The 19861-nt window shown below is 64.2% G+C and carries 17 protein-coding genes and 2 pseudogenes; 7 read left to right on the top strand and 12 right to left on the bottom strand.

The window, feature by feature from the left end; translation table 11 throughout:
- Positions 1 to 10: 10 nt before the first annotated feature.
- On the bottom strand, positions 11 to 1510 hold the full coding sequence (locus PQT43_RS14090; RefSeq protein ID WP_272754168.1) for a collagen-like triple helix repeat-containing protein: 1500 nt from the start codon (positions 1508 to 1510) through the stop codon (positions 11 to 13).
- Between the two features lie 420 nt (positions 1511 to 1930).
- Between PQT43_RS14090 and PQT43_RS14085 the strand changes: the two genes are divergently transcribed.
- Positions 1931 to 2380, top strand: coding sequence for a DMT family transporter (locus tag PQT43_RS14085; RefSeq protein ID WP_102863022.1), 450 nt, complete (start codon positions 1931 to 1933; stop codon positions 2378 to 2380).
- A 7-nt stretch (positions 2381 to 2387) separates the two neighbouring features.
- Here PQT43_RS14085 and PQT43_RS14080 read toward each other — a convergent pair whose 3' ends face one another.
- On the bottom strand, positions 2388 to 3242 hold the full coding sequence (locus PQT43_RS14080) for a MaoC family dehydratase (RefSeq protein ID WP_272754167.1): 855 nt from the start codon (positions 3240 to 3242) through the stop codon (positions 2388 to 2390).
- Between the two features lie 2 nt (positions 3243 to 3244).
- Positions 3245 to 4597, bottom strand: coding sequence for a 3-oxoacyl-ACP reductase (locus tag PQT43_RS14075; protein ID WP_267269325.1), 1353 nt, complete (start codon positions 4595 to 4597; stop codon positions 3245 to 3247).
- A 133-nt stretch (positions 4598 to 4730) separates the two neighbouring features.
- On the opposite strand from PQT43_RS14075, the gene PQT43_RS14070 reads away from it, so the two are divergent.
- Positions 4731 to 6008, top strand: coding sequence for an acetyl-CoA C-acetyltransferase (locus PQT43_RS14070; protein WP_267269326.1), 1278 nt, complete (start codon positions 4731 to 4733; stop codon positions 6006 to 6008).
- 84 nt (positions 6009 to 6092) lie between these two features.
- Here the strand turns inward: PQT43_RS14070 and PQT43_RS31430 are convergent.
- Positions 6093 to 6689: pseudogene (locus PQT43_RS31430) on the bottom strand (methyl-accepting chemotaxis protein); the annotation flags it as partial.
- A gap of 261 nt (positions 6690 to 6950) precedes the next feature.
- A pseudogene (locus PQT43_RS31425) lies at positions 6951 to 7883 on the bottom strand (cache domain-containing protein); the annotation flags it as partial.
- Between the two features lie 612 nt (positions 7884 to 8495).
- On the opposite strand from PQT43_RS31425, the gene PQT43_RS14060 reads away from it, so the two are divergent.
- Entirely contained in the window at positions 8496 to 9392 is an 897-nt protein-coding gene (locus PQT43_RS14060) for a PA4780 family RIO1-like protein kinase (RefSeq protein ID WP_102863027.1), read from the top strand.
- Between the two features lie 279 nt (positions 9393 to 9671).
- Here PQT43_RS14060 and cueR read toward each other — a convergent pair whose 3' ends face one another.
- From cueR to PQT43_RS14045, 3 genes are all read right to left on the bottom strand, one after another.
- Positions 9672 to 10076, bottom strand: a complete 405-nt coding sequence (cueR, locus tag PQT43_RS14055; RefSeq protein ID WP_060837378.1) for a Cu(I)-responsive transcriptional regulator — start codon at positions 10074 to 10076, stop codon at positions 9672 to 9674.
- Positions 10073 to 12469 (bottom strand): heavy metal translocating P-type ATPase, encoded by a 2397-nt coding sequence (locus PQT43_RS14050; protein WP_170001544.1) that lies wholly within the window; start codon positions 12467 to 12469, stop codon positions 10073 to 10075. Before PQT43_RS14050 ends, cueR begins: the two co-directional genes overlap by 4 nt.
- Positions 12470 to 12620: 151 nt before the next feature.
- Entirely contained in the window at positions 12621 to 13004 is a 384-nt protein-coding gene (locus PQT43_RS14045) for a hypothetical protein (protein ID WP_102863029.1), read from the bottom strand.
- Between the two features lie 145 nt (positions 13005 to 13149).
- Between PQT43_RS14045 and PQT43_RS14040 the strand changes: the two genes are divergently transcribed.
- Positions 13150 to 13347 (top strand): heavy-metal-associated domain-containing protein, encoded by a 198-nt coding sequence (locus PQT43_RS14040; protein WP_102863030.1) that lies wholly within the window; start codon positions 13150 to 13152, stop codon positions 13345 to 13347.
- A 92-nt stretch (positions 13348 to 13439) separates the two neighbouring features.
- Positions 13440 to 14636 (top strand): multidrug effflux MFS transporter, encoded by a 1197-nt coding sequence (locus PQT43_RS14035; RefSeq protein ID WP_102863031.1) that lies wholly within the window; start codon positions 13440 to 13442, stop codon positions 14634 to 14636.
- 1 nt (position 14637) lies between these two features.
- Here the strand turns inward: PQT43_RS14035 and PQT43_RS14030 are convergent, their stop codons facing one another.
- The 3 genes from PQT43_RS14030 to PQT43_RS14020 all read right to left on the bottom strand — a co-directional run bounded on the left by PQT43_RS14030 (position 14638) and on the right by PQT43_RS14020 (position 16296).
- On the bottom strand, positions 14638 to 14814 hold the full coding sequence (locus PQT43_RS14030; protein ID WP_272754166.1) for a hypothetical protein: 177 nt from the start codon (positions 14812 to 14814) through the stop codon (positions 14638 to 14640).
- Between the two features lie 144 nt (positions 14815 to 14958).
- On the bottom strand, positions 14959 to 15972 hold the full coding sequence (locus PQT43_RS14025; RefSeq protein ID WP_272754164.1) for a zinc-binding alcohol dehydrogenase family protein: 1014 nt from the start codon (positions 15970 to 15972) through the stop codon (positions 14959 to 14961).
- A 30-nt stretch (positions 15973 to 16002) separates the two neighbouring features.
- On the bottom strand, positions 16003 to 16296 hold the full coding sequence (locus PQT43_RS14020; RefSeq protein ID WP_102881919.1) for a putative quinol monooxygenase: 294 nt from the start codon (positions 16294 to 16296) through the stop codon (positions 16003 to 16005).
- A 118-nt stretch (positions 16297 to 16414) separates the two neighbouring features.
- Between PQT43_RS14020 and PQT43_RS14015 the strand changes: the two genes are divergently transcribed.
- Both PQT43_RS14015 and PQT43_RS14010 read left to right on the top strand, forming a co-directional pair.
- Entirely contained in the window at positions 16415 to 17323 is a 909-nt protein-coding gene (locus tag PQT43_RS14015) for a LysR family transcriptional regulator (protein ID WP_102863034.1), read from the top strand.
- 136 nt (positions 17324 to 17459) lie between these two features.
- Positions 17460 to 18836: an MFS transporter gene (locus PQT43_RS14010; protein ID WP_102881918.1), complete on the top strand. Its 1377-nt coding sequence runs from the start codon at positions 17460 to 17462 to the stop codon at positions 18834 to 18836.
- Positions 18837 to 18897: 61 nt separating this feature from the next.
- Here the strand turns inward: PQT43_RS14010 and PQT43_RS14005 are convergent, their stop codons facing one another.
- Positions 18898 to 19851 (bottom strand): adenosine deaminase, encoded by a 954-nt coding sequence (locus PQT43_RS14005; RefSeq protein WP_102881917.1) that lies wholly within the window; start codon positions 19849 to 19851, stop codon positions 18898 to 18900.
- Between the last annotated feature and the right edge of the window lie 10 nt (positions 19852 to 19861).

Here is a 19861-nt window from a genome sequence, read left to right as displayed (position 1 = left end):
CAGGTGCAAATTATTTCTTGCCGCCCAGGGCGCCGGTCAAACCACCCAGCACACCACCCAGGCCACCGTTGAGACCTGCTCCTGCAGAAGCGCTGCCGTTGGCGCTGGCTCCGACGCCGATCCCGGCCCCACCGAGCAGACCGCCGCTGGGGGCAGTGCCACCGTTGACCAGACCGCCGACCGAGGCCACGGTGCTGCCCACTGCGCCGAGGGTGCCGCCCAGGGCGCCGCCGACCTGATTGCCGCCTATGCCACCGGCAACAGTGGTACCCACATTGCTCACAGCCCCGCCCGCTTGGCCCAGCAGACCGCTGACCGCGCCACCCAGGCCGCTGGCTGCGCCTACTTGCTGGGTCAGGCCAGTGACGGAGCTGGTGATCGGATTCAACGCCGAACCCAGGTTTACGCCGACACTGGCCAGGGGCGCGGTGACCACCAGGTTGGGAGTGCCAGGGCCGCCCAGGGCTCCGCCCACCGAGGCGATCAGGCCGCCCACTGCACCGCCGGCGGCACTCCCTGCGCTGACAGCGCCATTGGTGTTGCCGGTATTGATGCCGTTGCCGAGATTGGCCACTGCACCGCCTACGACTTCCAGCATGCCGGTGCCGCCCAGGCCAGTACCGCCACCGTTGCTGCCACCGCTTCCGGTGCCGCTCCCGGACTTGCCGACGTAGCCTCCTGCGCTGTTTACCGCGCCGCTGGCGTTGCTCAGGGCATTGCCCAACAGATCGGTCACAGGGTTGCCATCACCGCTATCGCTGACCTTCTCGCCGGTATCATCCACAGCATCGCTCACGCCTTTGATCAGTCCCTTGACTGGTGCGCCCAGGCCGGTGGTGCTGCCCACCTTGTCGGTCAGGCCTTCTGCCATGCTCACTACCGGTACCAGTACCCTGTCACCCACGCCATCGGTCAGGGTGCCGACCGGCCCGCTGCTGGTGACGGTACTCAAGGTGTTGCCCAGCATGGTTACCCGGGTGCCGACACCGCTGAGTACCGGGGCCACCCTGGTCACCACGCCACCGACGACCGGAACGCTTTGGGTGGTCGTCGCCAGTTGCCCGCTGAGATCCTTGACTCCGGTGCCCACATCGCCGACCACGTTGCCGACGGTGGCCGTGGTCTTGCTCAGGGCCTTGGGATCGCTGCCCAGTTTGCCAAGGCCATCGGTCAAGCCCTCACCAACGCTGTCCACCACATTGCCGGTAGTGCTGACGGCACTGCGGGCCAGGCCGCCGACCACTGGAACCGTTGCCAGAGAGTCGCCCAGGGCGCTGATGCCGTCGCCGACACCGCTCACGGTAGTACCCACGTCGGACGCCACGTCGGCGGTCACCAGGGTGCTGGGCGTGCCACCGGTTCCGCCATCGGTGCTGCCACCACCTGAGCTGGCAGGAGAACTGCTCGAACCACTCTTATGACCACCACCGCCGCCGCTGCAGCCCGCCAGGCTGAGGGTCAGGATCATCGCAAGTGCTGTACACGCTTTCCATCCGAATTGAGTTTTCATGAGAGGTATCCCTTGCACCTATTACAACGTTCGTTGTTTTCGATAGCTCTCCAGTTCTATTGCTGGAGATACCTTCGTCCGTTGTCTACATGAAAGGCGCGAGAGACTTTTTGAACAATTATGAACTTGGTATTAATGAGTTTTATTCTTGGTTTTCTACTGCTTTAAAAGTGACTAGTTTGAAAGTATTGTTTGTGAATTTTGTGTTTTATAAGTTGTTATTAATCAATATCTTGTATCTCTGTCTGGGGCGACTGCTCGTGAGCTCTAAACGAAAGTTATATATATACAATTAATGGGTTCTATTTTGTTTTCTGCTCAAGAGAACGGCAGTTTTCTAAGATTCTGTTAATGGGTGTCGAGGACTTTCAAATCTGCGCTGGCCTATACTGCGCGGCCGAATTGCTGTTGGAGCCTGTGATGCCTAGTCCAATCTGGTGGCTGTTGTGCCTGCCGTTTTTCGCAGGGGCCTTTCTGGCCCTGCAAGCCGGAATCAATGGTCAGTTGGCCAAGCAGGTCGGCGGTGTGCTGGCCGCAGCACTGATTTCCTTTTTTGTCGGTACTGCAGCCTTGTTGATCCTGGTGTTGATGCAGCGTGAGATGCCCTCGTTGAGTGCCCTCAAGGGCCTGACCTGGTGGCACTGGTGTGGCGGCCTGCTGGGGGTCTTTTTCATCACCACCGCAGCTTTTGCCGGGCCACGGATCGGCGCCTTGCTGTTCATGGCTCTGGTGCTGGCGGGTCAGTTGAGCATGGCCCTGGCCCTGGACCACTTTGGTTGGGTGGGCTTTCGCGAGGCGCCGGTGAGCCTTGGCAAGATTGCCGGATTGCTGCTGATCGTCGCCGGTGTAGTGCTTATTCGCCGGGGGTGATGACGTCTCAGGCGATGGGCTGCCAGCGACCCTGCATATGTTGCAGATCGCCATTGCCCAGTAGCTGGAGTTCGCCACTGGACCCTGCAGCGCTGGCCAGCAAGCGGACGGTTCCGGGCAGCAGCACGGGCTTGATGAAATGCACCGACACTTCGATATTCGCGGTCGGCAGGTGCTCGCTCAGTGCTGCCAGGGTCATGGCTTTGTTCCACAGACCGTGGGCTATGGCCTGGGGAAAGCCAAACAGGCGGGCACTCCAGGCACTGAGGTGGATAGGGTTGTAGTCACCAGAGACCCTGGCATAGCGCCGGCCGATATTGCTTTCGGCCTGCCAGCGGCTCACCTCGTTCAGGCCTTCGCCCAATGGTGGGAGCGGCGCGGCAGGTTCTCCGGGCAACTTGACTGTGCGACAGAGCATCTGGCTTTCGGCTTCCCAGAGCGGCCCCAGCAGATCGTCCACGGTGGTCACCAGATCGAACACCGCCCCTTTTGCGTGAGGTTGCAGGTTGTCTACCCGGACACCGATGCGCACGCTGCTGACGTTGCCCATGGGGCGCAACACTCGAATCCGGTTGGCCAGATGGACCAGCCCCAGCAACGGGAAGGGGAAGTTCTGGGCGGTCAGCAGCTGCATTTGCAGGGCGAAGGCCAGCACATGGGGATAGGTAGCGGGAAGCAGGCCGTTGTCGGCAAAACCGCAGACCTTGCGATAGGCCGCCAGCCGTTTGGGCTCCAGGCTGATCCAGCAGCGCAGGCCATCTTCGGGCAACTCGGTGCCATTGCTCCGCCGTCTCAGCGCCGCCTTGAGAAACAGCGGCGGCAAGAGCGCAGGCAGGTTCAGTTCATGCCAGTGCGTTGTCATCTTCAGGCTCCCAGGACACTTTGGCCACACACCCGCAAGGCTTGCCCGCTGACCGCGCCACTGCCCGGCTGGCCGAGCCAGGCCACGGCCTCGGCGACGTCCTGAGGCAGGCCGCCCTGGCCCAGGGAACTCATGCGGCGTCCGGCTTCGCGCAAGGCGAAGGGCACCTTGGCGGTCATCTGGGTCTCGATGAAGCCTGGCGCCACGGCGTTGATGCTGATGTCCCGGGCCTTGAGCAGCGGTGCCCAGGCCTGGGCCAGGCCGATCAGCCCGGCCTTGCTGGCGGCGTAGTTGGTCTGCCCGCGGTTGCCGGCAATGCCGCTGATGGAGGCCAACAGGATCACGCGTCCGTGATCGTGCAGCCGGCCGCTGTCGAGCAGGGCCTGGGTCAATACCTGCGGGGCGTTGAGGTTCACCGCCAGCACGGCGTCCCAGAACTCCGCGGTCATGTTGGCCAGGGTCTTGTCCCGGGTGATCCCGGCGTTGTGCACCAGAATGTCGATGCCCTCGGGCAGTTGTTCGAGCAACTGGGCCGGGGCGTCCTCGGCGCAGATATCCAGGCCGATGGCGCGTGCGCCGAGACGGGCCGCCAGAGCGTCCAGGTCGGCCTTGGCCTGGGGCACATCCAGCAACAGCACCTGGGCCCCGTCCCGGGCCAGGGTTTCGGCGATGGCCGCGCCAATGCCCCGGGCCGCGCCGGTGACCAGAGCCTTGCGCCCGGCCAGCGGCCGGCTCCAGTCCTGGACCTGACTGGCGCAGGGCTGCAAGTGGATCACCTGCCCGGAAACATAGGCGCTCTTGGGCGAGAGAAAAAAACGCAGGGCGCCTTCCAACTGCTCTTCGGCGCCCTCGGCCACGTACAGCAGTTGCAGGGTGGCGCCGTTGCGCAGCTCCTTGGCCAGGGAGCGACTGAAGCCTTCCAGGGCACGCTGGGCGCTGGCGGCAAAGGGCTCTGCCAGGGTGTGCGGAGCACGTCCGAGGATCAGCAGATGGGCGCTGGACTCAAGGCTGCGCAGCAGCGGCTGGAAGAACTCCCGCAGTTGCTTGAGTTGATCGGTATGCCGCAGTTCGCTGGCATCGAAGACCACGGCCTTGAGCTTGGGCCCATGGCCGGGAATCCAGGGCGTGGCCAGGGTCGGATCGGTGCCGTAGCTGTAGACCGAATCGGTCAGGCGCGGTGCCAGGGCGCTCACCTGTTGGGCCATGGCGCCGCCACCGATCAACAGAGCGCCTTCGATGGGCCGCAGGCGGCCGGCCTGCCAGCGCTCCAGACGTACCGGTGACGGCAGGCCAAGGGCCCCGACCAGGCGCTGGCCGATGGTCGAATTGGCGAAGTCGATATAACGGTCGGACATGGAACGCACTCCGCAGGCTGGGGTTCAAAGTGTGGACCACGAATGGCCCCGAGTCGTTCGATCTGCGAGAAGCCTCCTACGCTAGTGGGAGAGGTACTCACCGAAGTCGCACTCATAGAATAGGGAGCTTTCCATGACACAGCTGCGTCGCGTCGCGATTATCGGCGGTAACCGCATTCCCTTCGCCCGCTCCAATGGCCCGTATGCCACGGCCAGCAACCAGGCCATGCTCACGGCCGCCCTGGAGGGCCTGATCGAGCGTTACCAGCTCCACGGCCTGCGCCTTGGCGAAGTGGCGGCGGGGGCGGTGCTCAAGCATTCGCGGGATTTCAACCTGACCCGGGAGTGCGTACTGGGTTCGCGGCTATCGCCCACGACACCGGCTTACGACATCCAGCAAGCCTGTGGCACCGGCCTGGAAGCGGCCTTGCTGGTGGCCAACAAGATTGCCCTGGGGCAGATCGACTGCGGCATCGCCGGTGGCGTCGACACCACCTCGGATGCGCCGATCGGGGTCAACGAGGGGCTGCGGCAGATCCTGTTGCAGGCCAATCGGGCCAAGACTACCGGCGACAAGCTGAAGATCCTGCTGCAGTTGCGGCCCCATCACCTCAAGCCGGAACTGCCGCGCAACGGTGAGCCGCGCACCGGCCTGTCCATGGGCGAACACTGCGAACAGATGGCCAAGACCTGGGACATTCCCCGTGGCGAGCAGGACCAACTGGCCCTGGAGAGCCACCAGAAGATGGCCGCCGCCTATGCCGAAGGCTGGCATGACGACCTGCTCAGCCCCTTCCTCGGCCTGACCCGGGACAACAACCTGCGCCCGGACCTGACCCTGGAAAAACTCGCCAGCCTCAAGCCCGCCTTCGATCGCAGTGCCGCGGGCACCCTCACCGCCGGCAATTCCACGCCTCTGACCGATGGCGCCTCCCTTGTGTTGCTGGGCAGTGAGCAATGGGCCCAGGAGCGCGGCCTGCCGATCCTCGCCTACCTGCGCGACGGCGAGGCTGGCGCGGTGGATTTCGTCAAAGGAGCCGAAGGCCTGCTGATGGCCCCGGTGTATGCCGTGCCGCGCTTGCTGGCGCGCAACGGGCTGAGCCTGCAGGACTTTGATTATTACGAGATCCACGAAGCCTTTGCCGCCCAGGTGCTGTGCACCCTCAAGGCCTGGGAAGACGCGGATTACTGCAAGACCCGCCTGGGCCTCGACGCGCCTCTGGGCCGCATCGATCGCGCCCGGCTTAACGTCAAAGGCAGCTCCTTGGCGGCGGGGCACCCGTTTGCCGCCACCGGCGGGCGCATTGTCGCCAACCTGGCGAAGTTGCTGAGTGTGGCGGGGCAGGGGCGCGGGCTGATTTCGATCTGTGCCGCGGGTGGGCAGGGTGTGACGGCGATCATCGAACGCTGAGGTTCGTGGCATTCGCTGGCAAGCCGGTTCCTACAGAGAAGTGCCTCCAAATCCGTAGGAGCCGGCTTGCCGGCGAAAGGGGACTCAAGTCTTGAAGCGCCGCACCAGGCTGTCCAGCTCATTGGACAGCCCCGCCAAGTTCTGGGAGTCCAGGCGTGCCGCGTTGGCCAGTTCCGCCACCCGTTGCGCATCGCCATGGATCTGGCTGATGTGCCGGTTGATGTCTTCCGCCACTTGATGCTGCTCCTCGGCGGCGGTGGCGATCTGAGTGTTCATGTCGCGGATCACGTCCACCGACTCGCGGATCTGTCCGAAGCTGTTGCGCGCGAGGCCTATGCGGTTCACCGACTGTTGGGACACTTCCAGGCTGGCGTGCATCTGCTGGGTCACGGCGCTGGTGCGCTTGGCCAGGTTGCCCAGCAGCCCGTCGATCTCGGCGGTGGAATCGGCGGTGCGCTTGGCCAGGGCGCGGACTTCGTCGGCCACCACGGCAAAACCGCGCCCCTGCTCTCCGGCCCGGGCGGCCTCGATGGCGGCGTTGAGGGCCAGCAGGTTGGTCTGTTCGGCGATGGAGCGGATGGTGCCGAGGATCGACTGGATGTCGTTGCTGTCGCGTTCCAGTTGCTGCATCGATTGCGCCGACTGCTCGATCTCCTGGCTCAGGCGGTCGACGCTGTGCACCGCGTCGTCGATCTGCTGCTGGCCTTCCTGGGCCTGACGCTGGCCGCTGTCTGCCGATTCGGCGGCCTGGCTGCAGGAGCGAGCCACTTCGTTGGCCGTGGCTACCATTTCGTGGAAGGCCGTGGACACCATGTCCACCGCTTCGCGCTGGCGTCCGGCGGCTTCGGCCATGTCGTTGGAAACTTGGGTCGAGGAATGGGAGGTGGCGAGAATCTTCTGTGCCGCCTGGCCGATGTGCTGGATCAGGCTGCGGATCGCCGCGAGGAACTGGTTGAACCAGTTGGCCAGTTGCGCGGTTTCATCGCTGCCACGGATATTCAGGTTGCGGGTCAGGTCGCCTTCACCCTGGGCGATGCCTTCCAGGCCGCTGGCGACACTGCGGATCGGCCGCACGATGAGGCTGGCGAAGCTGGCTCCGAATACCGCGAACAACACGGCCAGGACCCCGGCGATCACGGCGATGATCCAGGTCAGCTGGGTGGCCGAGCCCATGACTTCGTTCTGCTTGATCAGGCCGATGAAGGTCCAGCCCAGTTGTTCGGAAGGCCAGACGTTGGCCATGTAGTGTTCGCCGCCCAGTTCCACTTGCACCAGGCCCTTGCCGGTCTTGGCCAGTTGCGCGTAACCCTCGCCGAGGCTGTCCAGGGCCTTGAAGTTATGCTCCGGCTGCTTGGGGTCCACCAGCACCGTGCCGTTGTTTTCCATCAGCATCAGGTAGCCAGACTCGCCCAGCTTGATCTGCTTGACGATTTCGGTGAGCTGCTTGAGCGACACGTCGACCGCGACCACGCCGCCTTGGGGGCCCAACTGGTTGGCCAGGGAGCGCACGGTGCTGACCAGCACCGCATCGTCCGGGGCCCAGTAGTACGCATCGGTGCGCAGGGTCTTGCCCGGGCTGGCCAGCGCGGCCTTGTACCAGGGGCGTACGCGAGGGTCGTAGTTGGCCAGCTTCAGGTCGGCGGGCCAGGAGACGTAACCGCCGTTGCTCACGCCATAGGACACATAGGCATAGGCGGGGTGGCTGGCGGCCATGGCGGCGAACAGTTCGAAGATGCGTTTGTCCTGCTCGCCTTCTGGAATCTTGGCGGCATCGGCGCTCATCCAGGTCTTGAGGTCGCCGCCGGCCTGGGTCAGCAAGGGTTGGGCTGCCAGGTAGTCGATGTTCTGGCTGATGCCTTCGAAGAACAGCTGCATGGCATTGGCCACTTGGCGGATCTCGCGGCCGCTGCCGTCGACAAAGGTGTTTTGCGCTTCGCTGCGCAGGTTGATCACCACCAGCGTGGCCACCAGCACCACGGGCAGGCAGGCAATGGCGGCGAAGGCCCAGGTGAGTTTCTGTTTGATGTTCATCCGCGCTCCAGATTTTCTTGTATGACCACGAAGTGCAGGCGACTCGCGGATTATTGGCAGCTTGAAAGATGGCGCTGATTGCAGTCCCTGAGGCAGAAGTCGAGCAGGCAGCGATCGAACCTTGGCCGGCGGCTGACGTCTTTATTGGATTGTCGGACAAAATCCCTTTGTCTCTGATGACTTCGGCTGGGATGGCGGAAAATTGAGTCGCGCAGAGAAAAAACCTCCTTGAAGACGCCAAGGGCGTGCGACGGATGGCGGCAATCTCTCAAGCCATGGCGGACGTTGTTCGCTGGCCACTCGGCTATGATCTTCGGCGGCAGCGCTTCAGGGATCTGGCACATTGAGTGCATTGCTGTCGTCCGGCGCTCGGCAGCCCTTTCCCGTGGTGGGAGGATTGCCGTATAACGAGTGACTTTCGCGTGTTTGGTAACAAGGGACCCCCAATAAAAGCTGATGAAGACTCCAAAACGCATTGAACCCCTGATCGAAGACGGTCTGGTAGACGAGGTGCTGCGCCCACTCATGAGTGGTAAAGAGGCAGCTGTGTATGTGGTGCGCTGCGGCAACGAGCTACGTTGCGCCAAGGTCTACAAGGAGGCGAATAAACGCAGTTTCCGTCAGGCGGCGGAATATCAGGAGGGGCGCAAGGTTCGCAACAGCCGACAGGCGCGGGCCATGGCCAAGGGCTCCAAGTTCGGTCGCAAGGAAACCGAGGACGCCTGGCAGAACGCCGAAGTGGCGGCCTTGTTCCGTCTGGCCAATGCCGGGGTGCGGGTGCCCAAGCCGTTCGACTTTCTCGAAGGCGTGTTGCTGATGGAGCTGGTGGCCGACGAGTACGGCGACGCGGCGCCGCGGCTCAACGATGTGGTGCTGGAACCGGACCAGGCTCGTGAATATCACGCCTTCCTGATTTCCCAGATCGTGCTGATGTTGTGTACCGGGCTGGTGCACGGTGACCTGTCCGAGTTCAACGTGCTGCTGACGCCGGATGGTCCGGTGATCATCGACCTGCCCCAGGCGGTGGACGCGGCAGGCAACAACCACGCGTTCAGCATGCTGGAGCGGGACGTGGGCAACATGGCGTCCTACTTCGGGCGTTTTGCCCCGGAGCTCAAGCACACCCGTTATGCCAAGGAAATGTGGGCTTTGTACGAGGCTGGCACCTTGCATCCGGGCAGTGTGCTGACCGGCGAGTTCGACGACCCCGAAGAACTGGCGGATGTTGGCAGCGTGATCCGCGAGATTGAAGCGGCACGTCTCGACGAGGAGCGCCGGCAGGCAGTGCGGGCGGCGGACGATGCGCCGCCAGGCAAATCCGAAGAACCACCGCCTCCGCCCTGGATGCAGTGATGGAATAAAAAAATCCGGCCTTGGCCGGATTTTTTATGCCTGCAAACTACCTGGCACCTTGGCACCTTGGCACCTTGGCACCTTGGCACCTTGGCACCTTGGCACCCTGGCACCCTGGCACCCTGTAGCCGCTGCCGCAGGCTGCGCACGGCCCGAAGGGACGCGAGGATCTTGAGGGCGCTGAAATTTTGCAAGGGGTCGCCAAGCAAGGCCCTGCGGGCCTTTTCGCAGCCTCGCCAGGGCTCGGCAGCGGCTACAGAGATCGCTTCTTGCAAATACTCAGGACCCGCAACAACTGCCCGAAGCCAGTTCCTTGAGGATCGGGCAGTCCGGGCGATGGTCGCCGTGGCAGTGCTCCACCAGGTCCTGCAGGGTGTCGCGCAGCCCGGCCAGTTCGCGGATCTTCTGGTTGAGCTCATCGATGTGCTGGCGCGCCAGGGCCTTTACATCGGCGCTGGCTCGCTGCCGGTCCTGCCACAGGGTCAGCAGCTTGCCCACTTCTTCCAGGGAAAAGCCCAGATCGCGAGAGCGCTTGATGAAGGCCAGGCTGTGCAGGTCTTCGTCGCCGTACAGGCGATAGCCGCTGTCGCTGCGATGGGCCGGCTTGAGCAGGCCGATGGACTCGTAGTAACGGATCATCTTGGCGCTCAGGCCGCTCTTGCGCGCCGCTTGGCCGATGTTCATTCGGCGTTCTCCAGGTCTTTGGGTTTCCAGGTTTTCAACAGTAGCGCATTGCTCACCACGCTGACGCTGGACAGGGCCATGGCCGCCCCGGCCAGCACCGGGTTGAGCAGGCCGAAGGCCGCCAGGGGAATGCCGATCAGGTTGTAGACGAAGGCCCAGAACAGGTTCTGGCGGATTTTCGCGTAGGTCTTGCGGCTGATCTCCAGGGCGGCGGGGATCAGTCGTGGATCGCCGCGCATCAGGGTGATGCCGGCCGCGTGCATGGCCACGTCGGTGCCGCCGCCCATGGCAATGCCGATGTCGGCCGCCGCCAGGGCCGGGGCGTCGTTGATGCCGTCGCCGACCATGGCCACCACGCCGGTCTTTTTCAGTGCCGTCACCGTGGCGGCCTTGTCCGCCGGCAGTACTTCGGCGTGCACATCGTCAATGCCCAGGGCGTCGGCCACGACCTTGGCGCTGCCACGGTTGTCGCCGGTCAGCAGGTGGCTGCTGATATGCCGCGCGCGCAGTTGCTGCACCGCCTGCAAGGCGCCGGGCTTGAGGGTGTCGCCAAAGGCGAACAGGCCCAGTACCCGGGATTGCGGGCTCTGCTCGATCAGCCAGGACAGGGTCCGGCCCTCGTGTTCCCAGTCTTTGGCTGCCTGGGCCAGGCTGCCCGGGGTCAGGCCGCTTTCTTCCAGCAGGCGGCGGTTGCCCAGGGCCAGTTGGCGGCCGTCCAGGGTGCCGGCGATGCCGCGTCCGGTCAGGGACTGGCTGGCGCTGACATCGGCCACCGGCAGTTGGCGTTCCTGGCACAGGTCCAGCACCGCCTTGGCCAGGGGATGCTCACTGCCGCGCTGCAGGGCACCGGCCAGTTGCAGCACGCTGTTGTCGTCGCCTTCCAGGGCCTGCATATGGGCGATGCGTGGCGTACCGGAAGTCAGGGTGCCGGTCTTGTCGAAAACCACCGAGCTGACTTCATGGGCTCGTTCCAGGGCTTCGGCATCCTTGATCAGGATGCCGTGGCGGGCGGCCACGCCGGTGCCGGCCATGATCGCGGTGGGGGTGGCCAGGCCCAGGGCGCAAGGACAGGCGATCACCAGCACGGCGACGGCGTTGATCACTGCGGTTTCCAGGGGCGCGCCATACAGCCACCAGCCCACCAGGGTGATCAGCGCCAGCACCAGCACGGTGGGCACGAACACCTGGCTGACCTTGTCCACCAGCTTCTGGATCGGTGCCTTGCCGGCCTGGGCGTCTTCCACCAGGCGAATGATCCGTGCCAGCACGGTTTCCGCGCCGAGGGCCAGGGTGCGTACCAGCAGGCGGCCTTCGCCGTTGATGGCGCCGCCGGTGACTTTATCCCCGGGCTGCTTGGGCACCGGCAGGCTTTCACCGCTGATCAGCGCTTCGTCGGCATGGCTCTGGCCTTCGATGACTTCGCCGTCCACCGGAAAGCGCTCGCCGGGTTTGACCAGCACCAGGTCGTTCAGGCGCAGGGCGCTGATGGCGACTTCCTGCTCGCGCCCATCGATGACCTGGATTGCCCGCTCGGGGCGCAGGGCTTCCAGGGCGCGGATGGCGCTGGCGGTCTGGCGCTTGGCGCGGCTTTCCAGGTACTTGCCCAGCAGCACCAGGGCGATCACCACCGCCGAGGCTTCGAAGTACAGGTGCGGCATGCTGCCGGCGGCGGCCGTGGCCCATTCATACAGGCTCAGGCCATAGCCGGCGCTGGTGCCCAGGGCCACCAGCAGGTCCATGTTGCCGCTGCCGGCGCGCACGGCTTTCCAGGCGGCGACATAAAAGCGTGCGCCGAAGATGAACTGGACCGGAGTGGCCAGGGCGAACTGGGCCCAGGCCGGGAGCATCCAGTGCAGGCCAAAGGGTTGCACCAGCATCGGCAGCACCAGGGGCAGGGCCAGGAGGATCGCCAGGACCAGGCTCCAGCGTTCGCGGCGCAGGTTCTGCTGCTGGTCGTTGCCGTGCTTGTGCTCGGCCTGCCACAGGCTGGCTGAGTAGCCGGCCTGGGTCACGGCGTTGATCAACTGCGTCGGATCGACCTGGCCCAGCAGTTCGACGTGGGCGCGCTCGGTGGCCAGGTTGACGCTGGCGCTGCGCACGCCTTGAACCTTGTTCAAGGCGCGTTCTACACGTCCGGCACAGGTGGCGCACGTCATGCCGCCGATGGTCAATTCAATGGACTGCACCGGCACGCTGTAACCGGCATTTTCCACCGCTTCCAGCAGGGCCGGCAGACTGTCCCCGGGGGCTTCGATCCGGGCCTGTTCCGTGGCGAGGTTGACGCTGACCGCGCGTATACCGGCGACCTTGGCCAAGGCACGCTCCACACGACCGGCGCAACTGGCGCAGGTCATGCCGGCAATCGGCAGGTCGAAGGTGGTTGATTCAGGCATGGCTGACACTCCCTGTAAATGTTGCCCACAGGATCAACCTTGCCATGCAGGCAAGGTCAAGCGGGCATTGCCAGGGTGCTTCATTTTGTCCCAGGGGGGAGCAGGAGCACGCCTTGCGCTGCAGGACGCAAGGCGTGTGGAGGGCGCAGCGTCAGTAGTCCAGGGCGGTGGGCTTGAGGTACATGCCCGAGGCGTTGCTGGCGATGCGGAACTTCAGCACGTCGCCGGCCCGCACGCTGATGTCCTGGGAACCCGGGGCGAGCAGGCCAGGGTTGCAGCCCGGCGCCTGGCCCGGCAGCAGTTTCAGGCGCAGGGACACTTTGCCCGGCGGCAGGTTGAAGGAGGCGCTCTGTTCCTGGAACAGCCGACCGGCGAGCTGGTCCTGGATGTACAGGCCGATCTCGCAGGAGGTGGCGACTTCCAGCCGCTCCCGGGAAATGATCAGTACGCCGTAGTCTTCTCCGGCGGCCAGTGCCGGTGGCGTTGCCGCCAACAGACCAAGGAGGCCGACGAGGCTGAAAGTTGACCAGCGCATGGCTGAATCTCCTGCTGTGATGTCATAAGACGTGCAGCTTGGCGGAGCGCGGCGCCGATTTCCAGCCCGGCAGTTCAATCCGGAACTTGACCTTGCCACGGTGGCAAGGACAAGACTGCGTGCATCCCAATACAGGAGAAGCGTGATGCAAGTATTCAATGTTCAAGGCATGTCCTGCGGCCACTGCGTGCGGGCCATCACTCAGGCGCTGCAGAGCAAGGACCCGGCGGCCACCGTGCGGGTGGATCTGGCGGCCAAGGAAGTGGGGGTCGAGAGTCGCCTGTCCAGCGAAGAGGTGATCAATCTGATCAGCGAGGAAGGCTACGCCGTCCAGGTTGCTTGAGTCTTTTTAATCGTTAGCGACCTATCGGAATGTTCAAGGCGTCCAAGCGCGGCTAGACTGTGCGACCGCTGACCAACGCTCGCTTGGATGCCATGAACCTGCGCACAATCCTGATTCTCGGCGCCTTGAGCGCTTTTGGCCCTCTGGCCATCGACTTTTATCTGCCGGCCTTTCCCTCGATGGCCCTGGCTTTCGGCACCGATGAAAAACACGTCCAGCTGACCCTGGCCGCCTATTTCCTTGGACTGTCCATTGGGCAACTGGCCTATGGTCCTGTGGCCGACCGTTTTGGTCGGCGCCTGCCGTTGCTGGTGGGAGTGGGACTGTTCACCCTGGCCTCACTGGCCTGCGCTTATGCGCCCAACCTGGAGTGGCTGATTGGCGCGCGCTTCGTCCAGGCCCTGGGCGGTTGCGCCGGGATGGTGATATCCCGCGCGGTGGTCAGCGACAAGTGCGATGCCGTGGGTTCGGCCAAGGTGTTCTCCCAGTTGATGCTGGTGATGGGCCTGGCGCCGATCCTGGCACCGATGCTCGGCGGCCTGCTGGTCAATCTCTACGGTTGGCAATCGATCTTCATCATGCTCACGGTGTTCAGCGCCCTGTCGGGATTGGCGGTGGCCCTGGGGCTGCCGGAGAGCATGCCGGCCACGCGCCCGCGCCTACCGTTGTCCGGAGCGTTGCGCCAGTACGGCCTGTTGCTGGCGGACCGGGTCTTTCTCGGTCACGCCCTGACCGGCGGCATCGCCATCGCCGGGATGTTTTCCTATATCGCCGGCTCGCCCTTTGTCTTTATTAAGCTCTACGGCGTGCCGGCGGAGCATTTCGGCTGGTTCTTCGGGATCAATGCCGGCGGTTTTATCCTGGTGGCGCAGATCAATGCGCGGCTGTTGGCCAAGCGTGGTCCGGCCTTCCTGCTGGCCCGTACCGTGTGGATCTACCTGGCGGCCGGGTTGACCTTGCTGGCAGTCAGCGCCCTGCATACGAGTGAGCTCTGGCCGCTGTTGCTGCCCTTGTTCGTGTGCATCGCCAGCCTCGGATGCATCATTCCCAACGCGGCGGCCTGTGCAATGAACGGCCAGGGCGCGCGGGCCGGCAGCGCCTCGGCGATGCTCGGTTGCCTGCAGTTCAGCGTCGCTGCGGGCGCTGCCTATCTGGTGGGCGTGTTGCACGATGGCAGTGCCATGCCGATGGCCATGGTCATCAGCCTGTGTGGTGTTCTGGCGGTGAGCATGGCGGTCATGACCCGGCGTTTGCAGAATGCCCGGGCCTTGAAAGCCGCCGAGCTCTGAGTCAGCCGACGGCGCGCTGACTCTGGGGAATCGGGTGAGGGGCTTGCAGGCGGGCTTGCAGGGTCTGGGTGAAAGCCCGGGCCTCGGCTTCACTGCGGAACGTCACCGCGTGCTGGTCGAGACTGACCTGCCATTGGGAGCCTTGAGGGTTTGCCAATTCTTTTATCAGGATCTTCATTGCTGACCTCCTAACGGTAAAAGAGTGCGATGCAAGGGCTGCCAGTGTAGACCCGAATACGGTCACAAATATGACCGAAATCAACTCTCGGACTGACGGCGGCCATCGGGCTTTTGTGCGCGATGGCCGCCGTGCGTTCAGCCCTTAGAAACCCTCCAGGACGATCTTGCCCTTGGCCGTGCCGCTCTCCAGCAAGGCGTGGGCGCGGCGCAGGTTGGCCGCGTTGATCTGGCCGAAATGCTCGCCCACCGTGGTCTTCAGGGTGCCGGCGTCGATCAGCTCGGCGACCTTGTTGAGCAGCACGTGCTGTTCCTGCATGTCGGCGGTCTCGAACAGCGAGCGGGTGTACATGAACTCCCAGTGCAGGGACAGGCTCTTGCGCTTGAGCTTGGTCACGTCGAGGCTTTTCGGGTCGTCGATCAAGGCCAGTTTGCCCTGGGGCACCAGGGCTTCCACCAACTCATCAAGGTGGGTGTCGGTCTGGGTCAGGCTGGCGACGTGGGTCACCTGATTGATGCCGATGCGCTTGAGCTCGGCGCTCAGTGGCTGACGGTGATCCACCACGCCGTGCGCGCCCAGCTCGCGGACCCAGGCTTGGGTCTGCTCCCGGGAGGCGCTGCCGACCACCTTGAGGCCGGTCAGTTGCCGGGCCAGTTGGGTGAGGATCGAACCGACCCCGCCGGCTGCGCCGACAATCAGCAGGCTCTGGCCCTGGTCGCTGCGGTCCTGGCTGATTTGCAGGCGTTCGAACAGCAGTTCCCAGGCCGTGATCGCGGTCAGCGGCAGGGCCGCGGCTTCGGCAAAGCCCAGGCTCTTGGGCATATGGCCGACGATGCGTTCATCCACGGTGTGCAGCTCGCTGTTGCCTCCGGCCCGGGCGATGGAGCCAGCGTAGAACACCCGGTCGCCGACCTTGAACAGGCTGACCTCGCTGCCCACGGCCTTGACCACGCCGGCCACGTCCCAGCCCAGCACCTTGGCGGCGCCGCCTTCGGGCTGGACATTCTGGCGGACCTTGGTGTCCACCGGGTTGACCGAGATGGCCTTGACCTCCACCAGCAGGTCGCGGGGACCGGCGACCGGCTCCGGCAGCTCGATGTCTTGCAGGGACTTGGGGTCGTCGATCGGCAGGGATGTGTAGTAGGCGATGGCTTTCATGGTGAATTCCTGTTGAGTGCAGAGTGAGGGTCAGACGATCAGTTGCAGGCGCTTGAGTTCGAAGTGCTCGATCGCCTCGCGGGTCTGGTTGAGGAAATGCTGGAAGTGCGGGGTGTTGTTGTGAAACTCCAGGGCGGCCTCATCGTCCCAGCGTTCCAGAACGTAGAAGGTGCCCGGCTGTTCGGCGTCCTGATGCAATTGGTAGTACTGGCAGCCGGTCTCGGCACGGCTGGGGTGTACCAGGGCACTGAGTTCGTGCTTGAGGACGTTGTGCTGGTCAGGCTTGGCGATCAGGGTCGCGATGGCGGTAAAGGCTTGGGACATGGTGTTTACCTTTGGGCTGTCAGGTGATGGGCAGATAATTGGCTATTTCTCCTGAAGATAAAACCGGCTAAAAGAGCAGTCTCTTTCAATATTTTTTTGATAATCCAGGGGTAGATCCATGCTGCGATTCGATGACCTGCAACTGTTCGTGCGGGCCGCGGACCTGGGCAGCCTGTCGGCGGCGGCCCGGGTCATGGACCTGTCGCCGGCGGTGGCCAGCGCCGCCCTCAAGCGCATCGAAGAACACTTGGGCGCGCGTTTGCTGGCCCGTTCCACCCGCAGCCTGCGTCTGACGGCCGAGGGCGAGGGCTTTCTTGAATACGCTCGCGCCGCCTTGAGCAACCTGGATGAAGGGCGGCGCTTGCTGGCCAGCGGACAGGATCAGGTCAGCGGCGTGTTGCAGCTTTCCGCGCCCTCTGACTTTGGTCGCAACCTGCTGCTGCCCTGGCTCGACGAGTTCCAGCGCGAGCATCCCAAGCTCAGCGTGCGCCTGCTGCTGGGGGACCGGATTGCCGATCTGTTCCGCCAGCCGGTGGACATTGCCCTGCGCTATGGCGAGCCGGAGGACTCCAGTCTGGTGGCACTGCCGATAGCCCCGGACAATCTCCGGGTCCTGTGTGCGGCCCCCAGCTACCTGGCCCGGCACGGCGAGCCGCGCCAGCTGGAGCAACTGGCCCAGCACAACTGCCTGCTGTACATGCTCGACAGCCGGGCCCATGACCTTTGGAGTTTTTATGACGGCAAGCGCGAGGTGAGCCTGACCGTCAGCGGCGACCGCCTGAGTGACGATGCCGATGTAGTGCGGCGCTGGGCGGTGGCCGGCGAAGGGATTGCCTACAAGTCCTGGCTGGATGTGGCCGCCGACGTGCTGGCCGGCCGCTTGCAGGTGCTGTTGCCGGAGTTGCGTTGCGAAGGCGCGTCGCTGAACCTTTTGTGCACCCATCGCGCGCACTTGAGCAAACCGGTCAAGCTGCTGCGGGACATGCTCCAGGAGCGCTGCGCCCAGATCAGCGCCCGCCGCCCGTAAGAGCCGGGTTGCCGGCGAACCCAGGTGCCGCGCCCTCGGCGTCGCTGCCGGACGCGAACAGGTCGCCCTCAGCCATCACCCCCCGCTTCGATCCCGCACACTCGACGGGTCGTGCATTCAATCGGGGGAACAGGGCATGGGCATACAGGGATACAGCGCCGCAGAGCGCCTGGAGCGCTTACCTATCAGCGGTTATCACCGGGTGATCTTCATCATCATTGCCCTGGCGTTTTTCTTCGACTCCATGGATTTGGCGATGATGACCTTCCTGCTGGGGTCGATCAAAACCGAGTTCGGCCTGAGCTCGGCCCAGGCTGGCCTGCTGGCCAGCTCCAGCTTCTTCGGCATGGTGCTCGGCGCCTCGCTGTCGGGCATGCTCGCTGACCGCTTCGGGCGCAAGCCGGTGTTCCAATGGAGCATCGTGCTCTGGGGCGTGGCCAGTTACCTGTGTTCCACCGCCCAGAGCGTGGACAGCCTGACCCTGTTCCGGGTGCTGCTGGGCATCGGCATGGGCATGGAGTTTCCCATCGCCCAATCGATGCTCTCGGAGATGATTCCGGCGCAACGACGCGGGCGCTACATCGCTTTGATGGACGGCTTCTGGCCCTTGGGTTTTGTGGCGGCCGGTGCGCTGTCGTACTTCCTCCTGCCGCTGATCGGCTGGCGCGACATCTTCCTGGTGCTGGCGATTCCGGCAGTGTTCGTGCTGGTGATCCGCTTCTTCATTCCCGAGTCGCCGCGCTGGCTGGAGCAGGCTGGGCGCCATGCCGAGGCCGACCGGGTGCTGCTGGGCATCGAGGACAAGGTGCGGGCTGCCCTGGGTGGCGCCCCGTTGCCGGAACCGGTGCGCCTGCCACGCATCGACAGTGCGCCGGGGCATTTTTTCTCCGCGCTGAAACAGATCTGGTCGCCCCTGTATCGGCAACGCACGATGATGATCTGGAGCCTGTGGTTCTTCGCATTGCTGGGGTTCTACGGGCTGACGTCCTGGCTCAGTGCCTTGCTGCAACAGTCCGGTTTTGCCGTGACCCAGTCGGTGTACTACACGGTGCTGATTTCCCTGGGCGGGATTCCCGGGTTCCTCATGGCCGCCTGGCTGGTGGAGCGCTGGGGGCGCAAGCCGGTGTGCATCGTCACCTTGCTCGGCGGCGGGATCATGGCCTTCTTCTACGGCCAGAGCGCGGTGTTTGGCGGCAACGTCAGCCTGTTGATCGGCACCGGCCTGCTGATGCAGTTCTTCCTGTTCGGCATGTGGGCGGTGCTCTACACCTACACGCCCGAGCTGTACCCGACGTCTGCCCGGGCCACGGGTTCGGGCTTTGCTTCGGCCGTTGGCCGGATCGGTTCGCTGCTGGGGCCGTTGGTGACCGGGCTGGTGTTTCCCATCACCGGGCAGGGCGGGGTGTTTGCCTTGGGGGCGGCGTGCTTTGTGGTGGCGGCGGGAGTGGTCTGGCTGTTCGGGATGGAGACCCGGGGCAAGACGCTGGAGGCGTTGAGCGAGGCGGGCGCTTGAGTTGCGCCGGCCAGCCGGCTCCTACACGAACCTGTAGGAGCCGGCTGGCCGGCGAAGACCGTTACGGCTTGACCAGCCGCGCATCCAGGCTGTTCTGCGCCAGGCGCTGGGCCTGGTCCTGGGTCATGCCCAGGTCGGTGTACAAGGCGTGGAAGTTCTCGGTGACGTAGCCGCCGAAGTACGCCGGGTCATCGGAGTTGACCGTGACTTTCACCCCGCGCTCGAGCATTTGCAGGATGTTGTGCTGGGACATGTGGTCGAACACGCAGAGCTTGGTGTTGGACAGCGGGCACACGGTCAGCGGGATCTGTTCGTCGATGATGCGCTGCATCAGCCGCTCGTCTTCGAAGGCGCGCACGCCGTGGTCGATGCGCTGGATCTTCAACAGGTCCAGGGCTTGCCAGATGTACTCGGGCGGGCCTTCCTCGCCGGCATGGGCGACGGTCAGGAAGCCTTCGCTGCGCGCGCGGTCGAAGACCCGCTGGAACTTGCTCGGCGGATGACCCATTTCCGAACTGTCCAGGCCCACGGCGACAAAGGCGTCGCGGAACGGCAGCGCCTGGTCGAGGGTTTTCTGTGCCTCTTCTTCGCTCAAGTGGCGCAGGAAACTGAGGATCAGCCCACTGGTGATACCCAGTTGCTGTTCGCCGTCCTTCAGCGCGGCGGCGATGCCGTTGAGCACCACTTCGAACGGGATGCCACGGTCGGTGTGGGTCTGCGGATCGAAGAACGGCTCGGTGTGAATCACGTTCTGCTCTTTGCAGCGCAGCAGGTAGGCCCAGGTCAGGTCGTAGAAGTCCTGTGAGGTGCGCAGCACATCGGCGCCCTGGTAATACAGGTCGAGGAACTCCTGCAGGTTGTTGAAGGCGTAGGCCTTGCGCAGGGTTTCGACGTCGCTCCAGGGCAGGGCGATCTTGTTGCGTTCGGCCAGGGCGAACAGCAGTTCCGGCTCCAGGGAGCCTTCCAGGTGCAGGTGCAACTCGGCCTTGGGCAAGGCGTTCAGCCAGTCATACATGGTGTTGTCT

This window comes from Pseudomonas sp. BLCC-B112 (assembly GCF_028550695.1).
GTDB classification, from domain to species: domain Bacteria; phylum Pseudomonadota; class Gammaproteobacteria; order Pseudomonadales; family Pseudomonadaceae; genus Aquipseudomonas; species Aquipseudomonas danubii.
This window is presented reverse-complemented; position numbering and strand designations above follow the sequence as displayed.

Excerpts from the sequence above, each read along its gene's own strand:
- PQT43_RS14090 (WP_272754168.1), bottom strand. The coding sequence starts at position 1,510 with ATGAAAACTCAATTCGGATGGAAAGCGTGTACAGCACTTGCGATGATC.
- PQT43_RS14040 (WP_102863030.1), top strand. The coding sequence starts at position 13,150 with ATGCAAGTATTCAATGTTCAAGGCATGTCCTGCGGCCACTGCGTGCGG.
- PQT43_RS14050 (WP_170001544.1), bottom strand. The coding sequence starts at position 12,469 with ATGCCTGAATCAACCACCTTCGACCTGCCGATTGCCGGCATGACCTGC.
- PQT43_RS14025 (WP_272754164.1), bottom strand. The coding sequence starts at position 15,972 with ATGAAAGCCATCGCCTACTACACATCCCTGCCGATCGACGACCCCAAG.
- PQT43_RS14005 (WP_102881917.1), bottom strand. The coding sequence starts at position 19,851 with ATGTATGACTGGCTGAACGCCTTGCCCAAGGCCGAGTTGCACCTGCAC.
- PQT43_RS14030 (WP_272754166.1), bottom strand. The coding sequence starts at position 14,814 with ATGAAGATCCTGATAAAAGAATTGGCAAACCCTCAAGGCTCCCAATGG.
- PQT43_RS14015 (WP_102863034.1), top strand. The coding sequence starts at position 16,415 with ATGCTGCGATTCGATGACCTGCAACTGTTCGTGCGGGCCGCGGACCTG.
- PQT43_RS14075 (WP_267269325.1), bottom strand. The coding sequence starts at position 4,597 with ATGTCCGACCGTTATATCGACTTCGCCAATTCGACCATCGGCCAGCGC.
- PQT43_RS14080 (WP_272754167.1), bottom strand. The coding sequence starts at position 3,242 with ATGACAACGCACTGGCATGAACTGAACCTGCCTGCGCTCTTGCCGCCG.
- PQT43_RS14060 (WP_102863027.1), top strand. The coding sequence starts at position 8,496 with ATGAAGACTCCAAAACGCATTGAACCCCTGATCGAAGACGGTCTGGTA.
- PQT43_RS14010 (WP_102881918.1), top strand. The coding sequence starts at position 17,460 with ATGGGCATACAGGGATACAGCGCCGCAGAGCGCCTGGAGCGCTTACCT.
- PQT43_RS14020 (WP_102881919.1), bottom strand. The coding sequence starts at position 16,296 with ATGTCCCAAGCCTTTACCGCCATCGCGACCCTGATCGCCAAGCCTGAC.
- PQT43_RS14035 (WP_102863031.1), top strand. The coding sequence starts at position 13,440 with ATGAACCTGCGCACAATCCTGATTCTCGGCGCCTTGAGCGCTTTTGGC.
- PQT43_RS14045 (WP_102863029.1), bottom strand. The coding sequence starts at position 13,004 with ATGCGCTGGTCAACTTTCAGCCTCGTCGGCCTCCTTGGTCTGTTGGCG.
- PQT43_RS14070 (WP_267269326.1), top strand. The coding sequence starts at position 4,731 with ATGACACAGCTGCGTCGCGTCGCGATTATCGGCGGTAACCGCATTCCC.
- cueR (WP_060837378.1), bottom strand. The coding sequence starts at position 10,076 with ATGAACATCGGCCAAGCGGCGCGCAAGAGCGGCCTGAGCGCCAAGATG.
- PQT43_RS14085 (WP_102863022.1), top strand. The coding sequence starts at position 1,931 with ATGCCTAGTCCAATCTGGTGGCTGTTGTGCCTGCCGTTTTTCGCAGGG.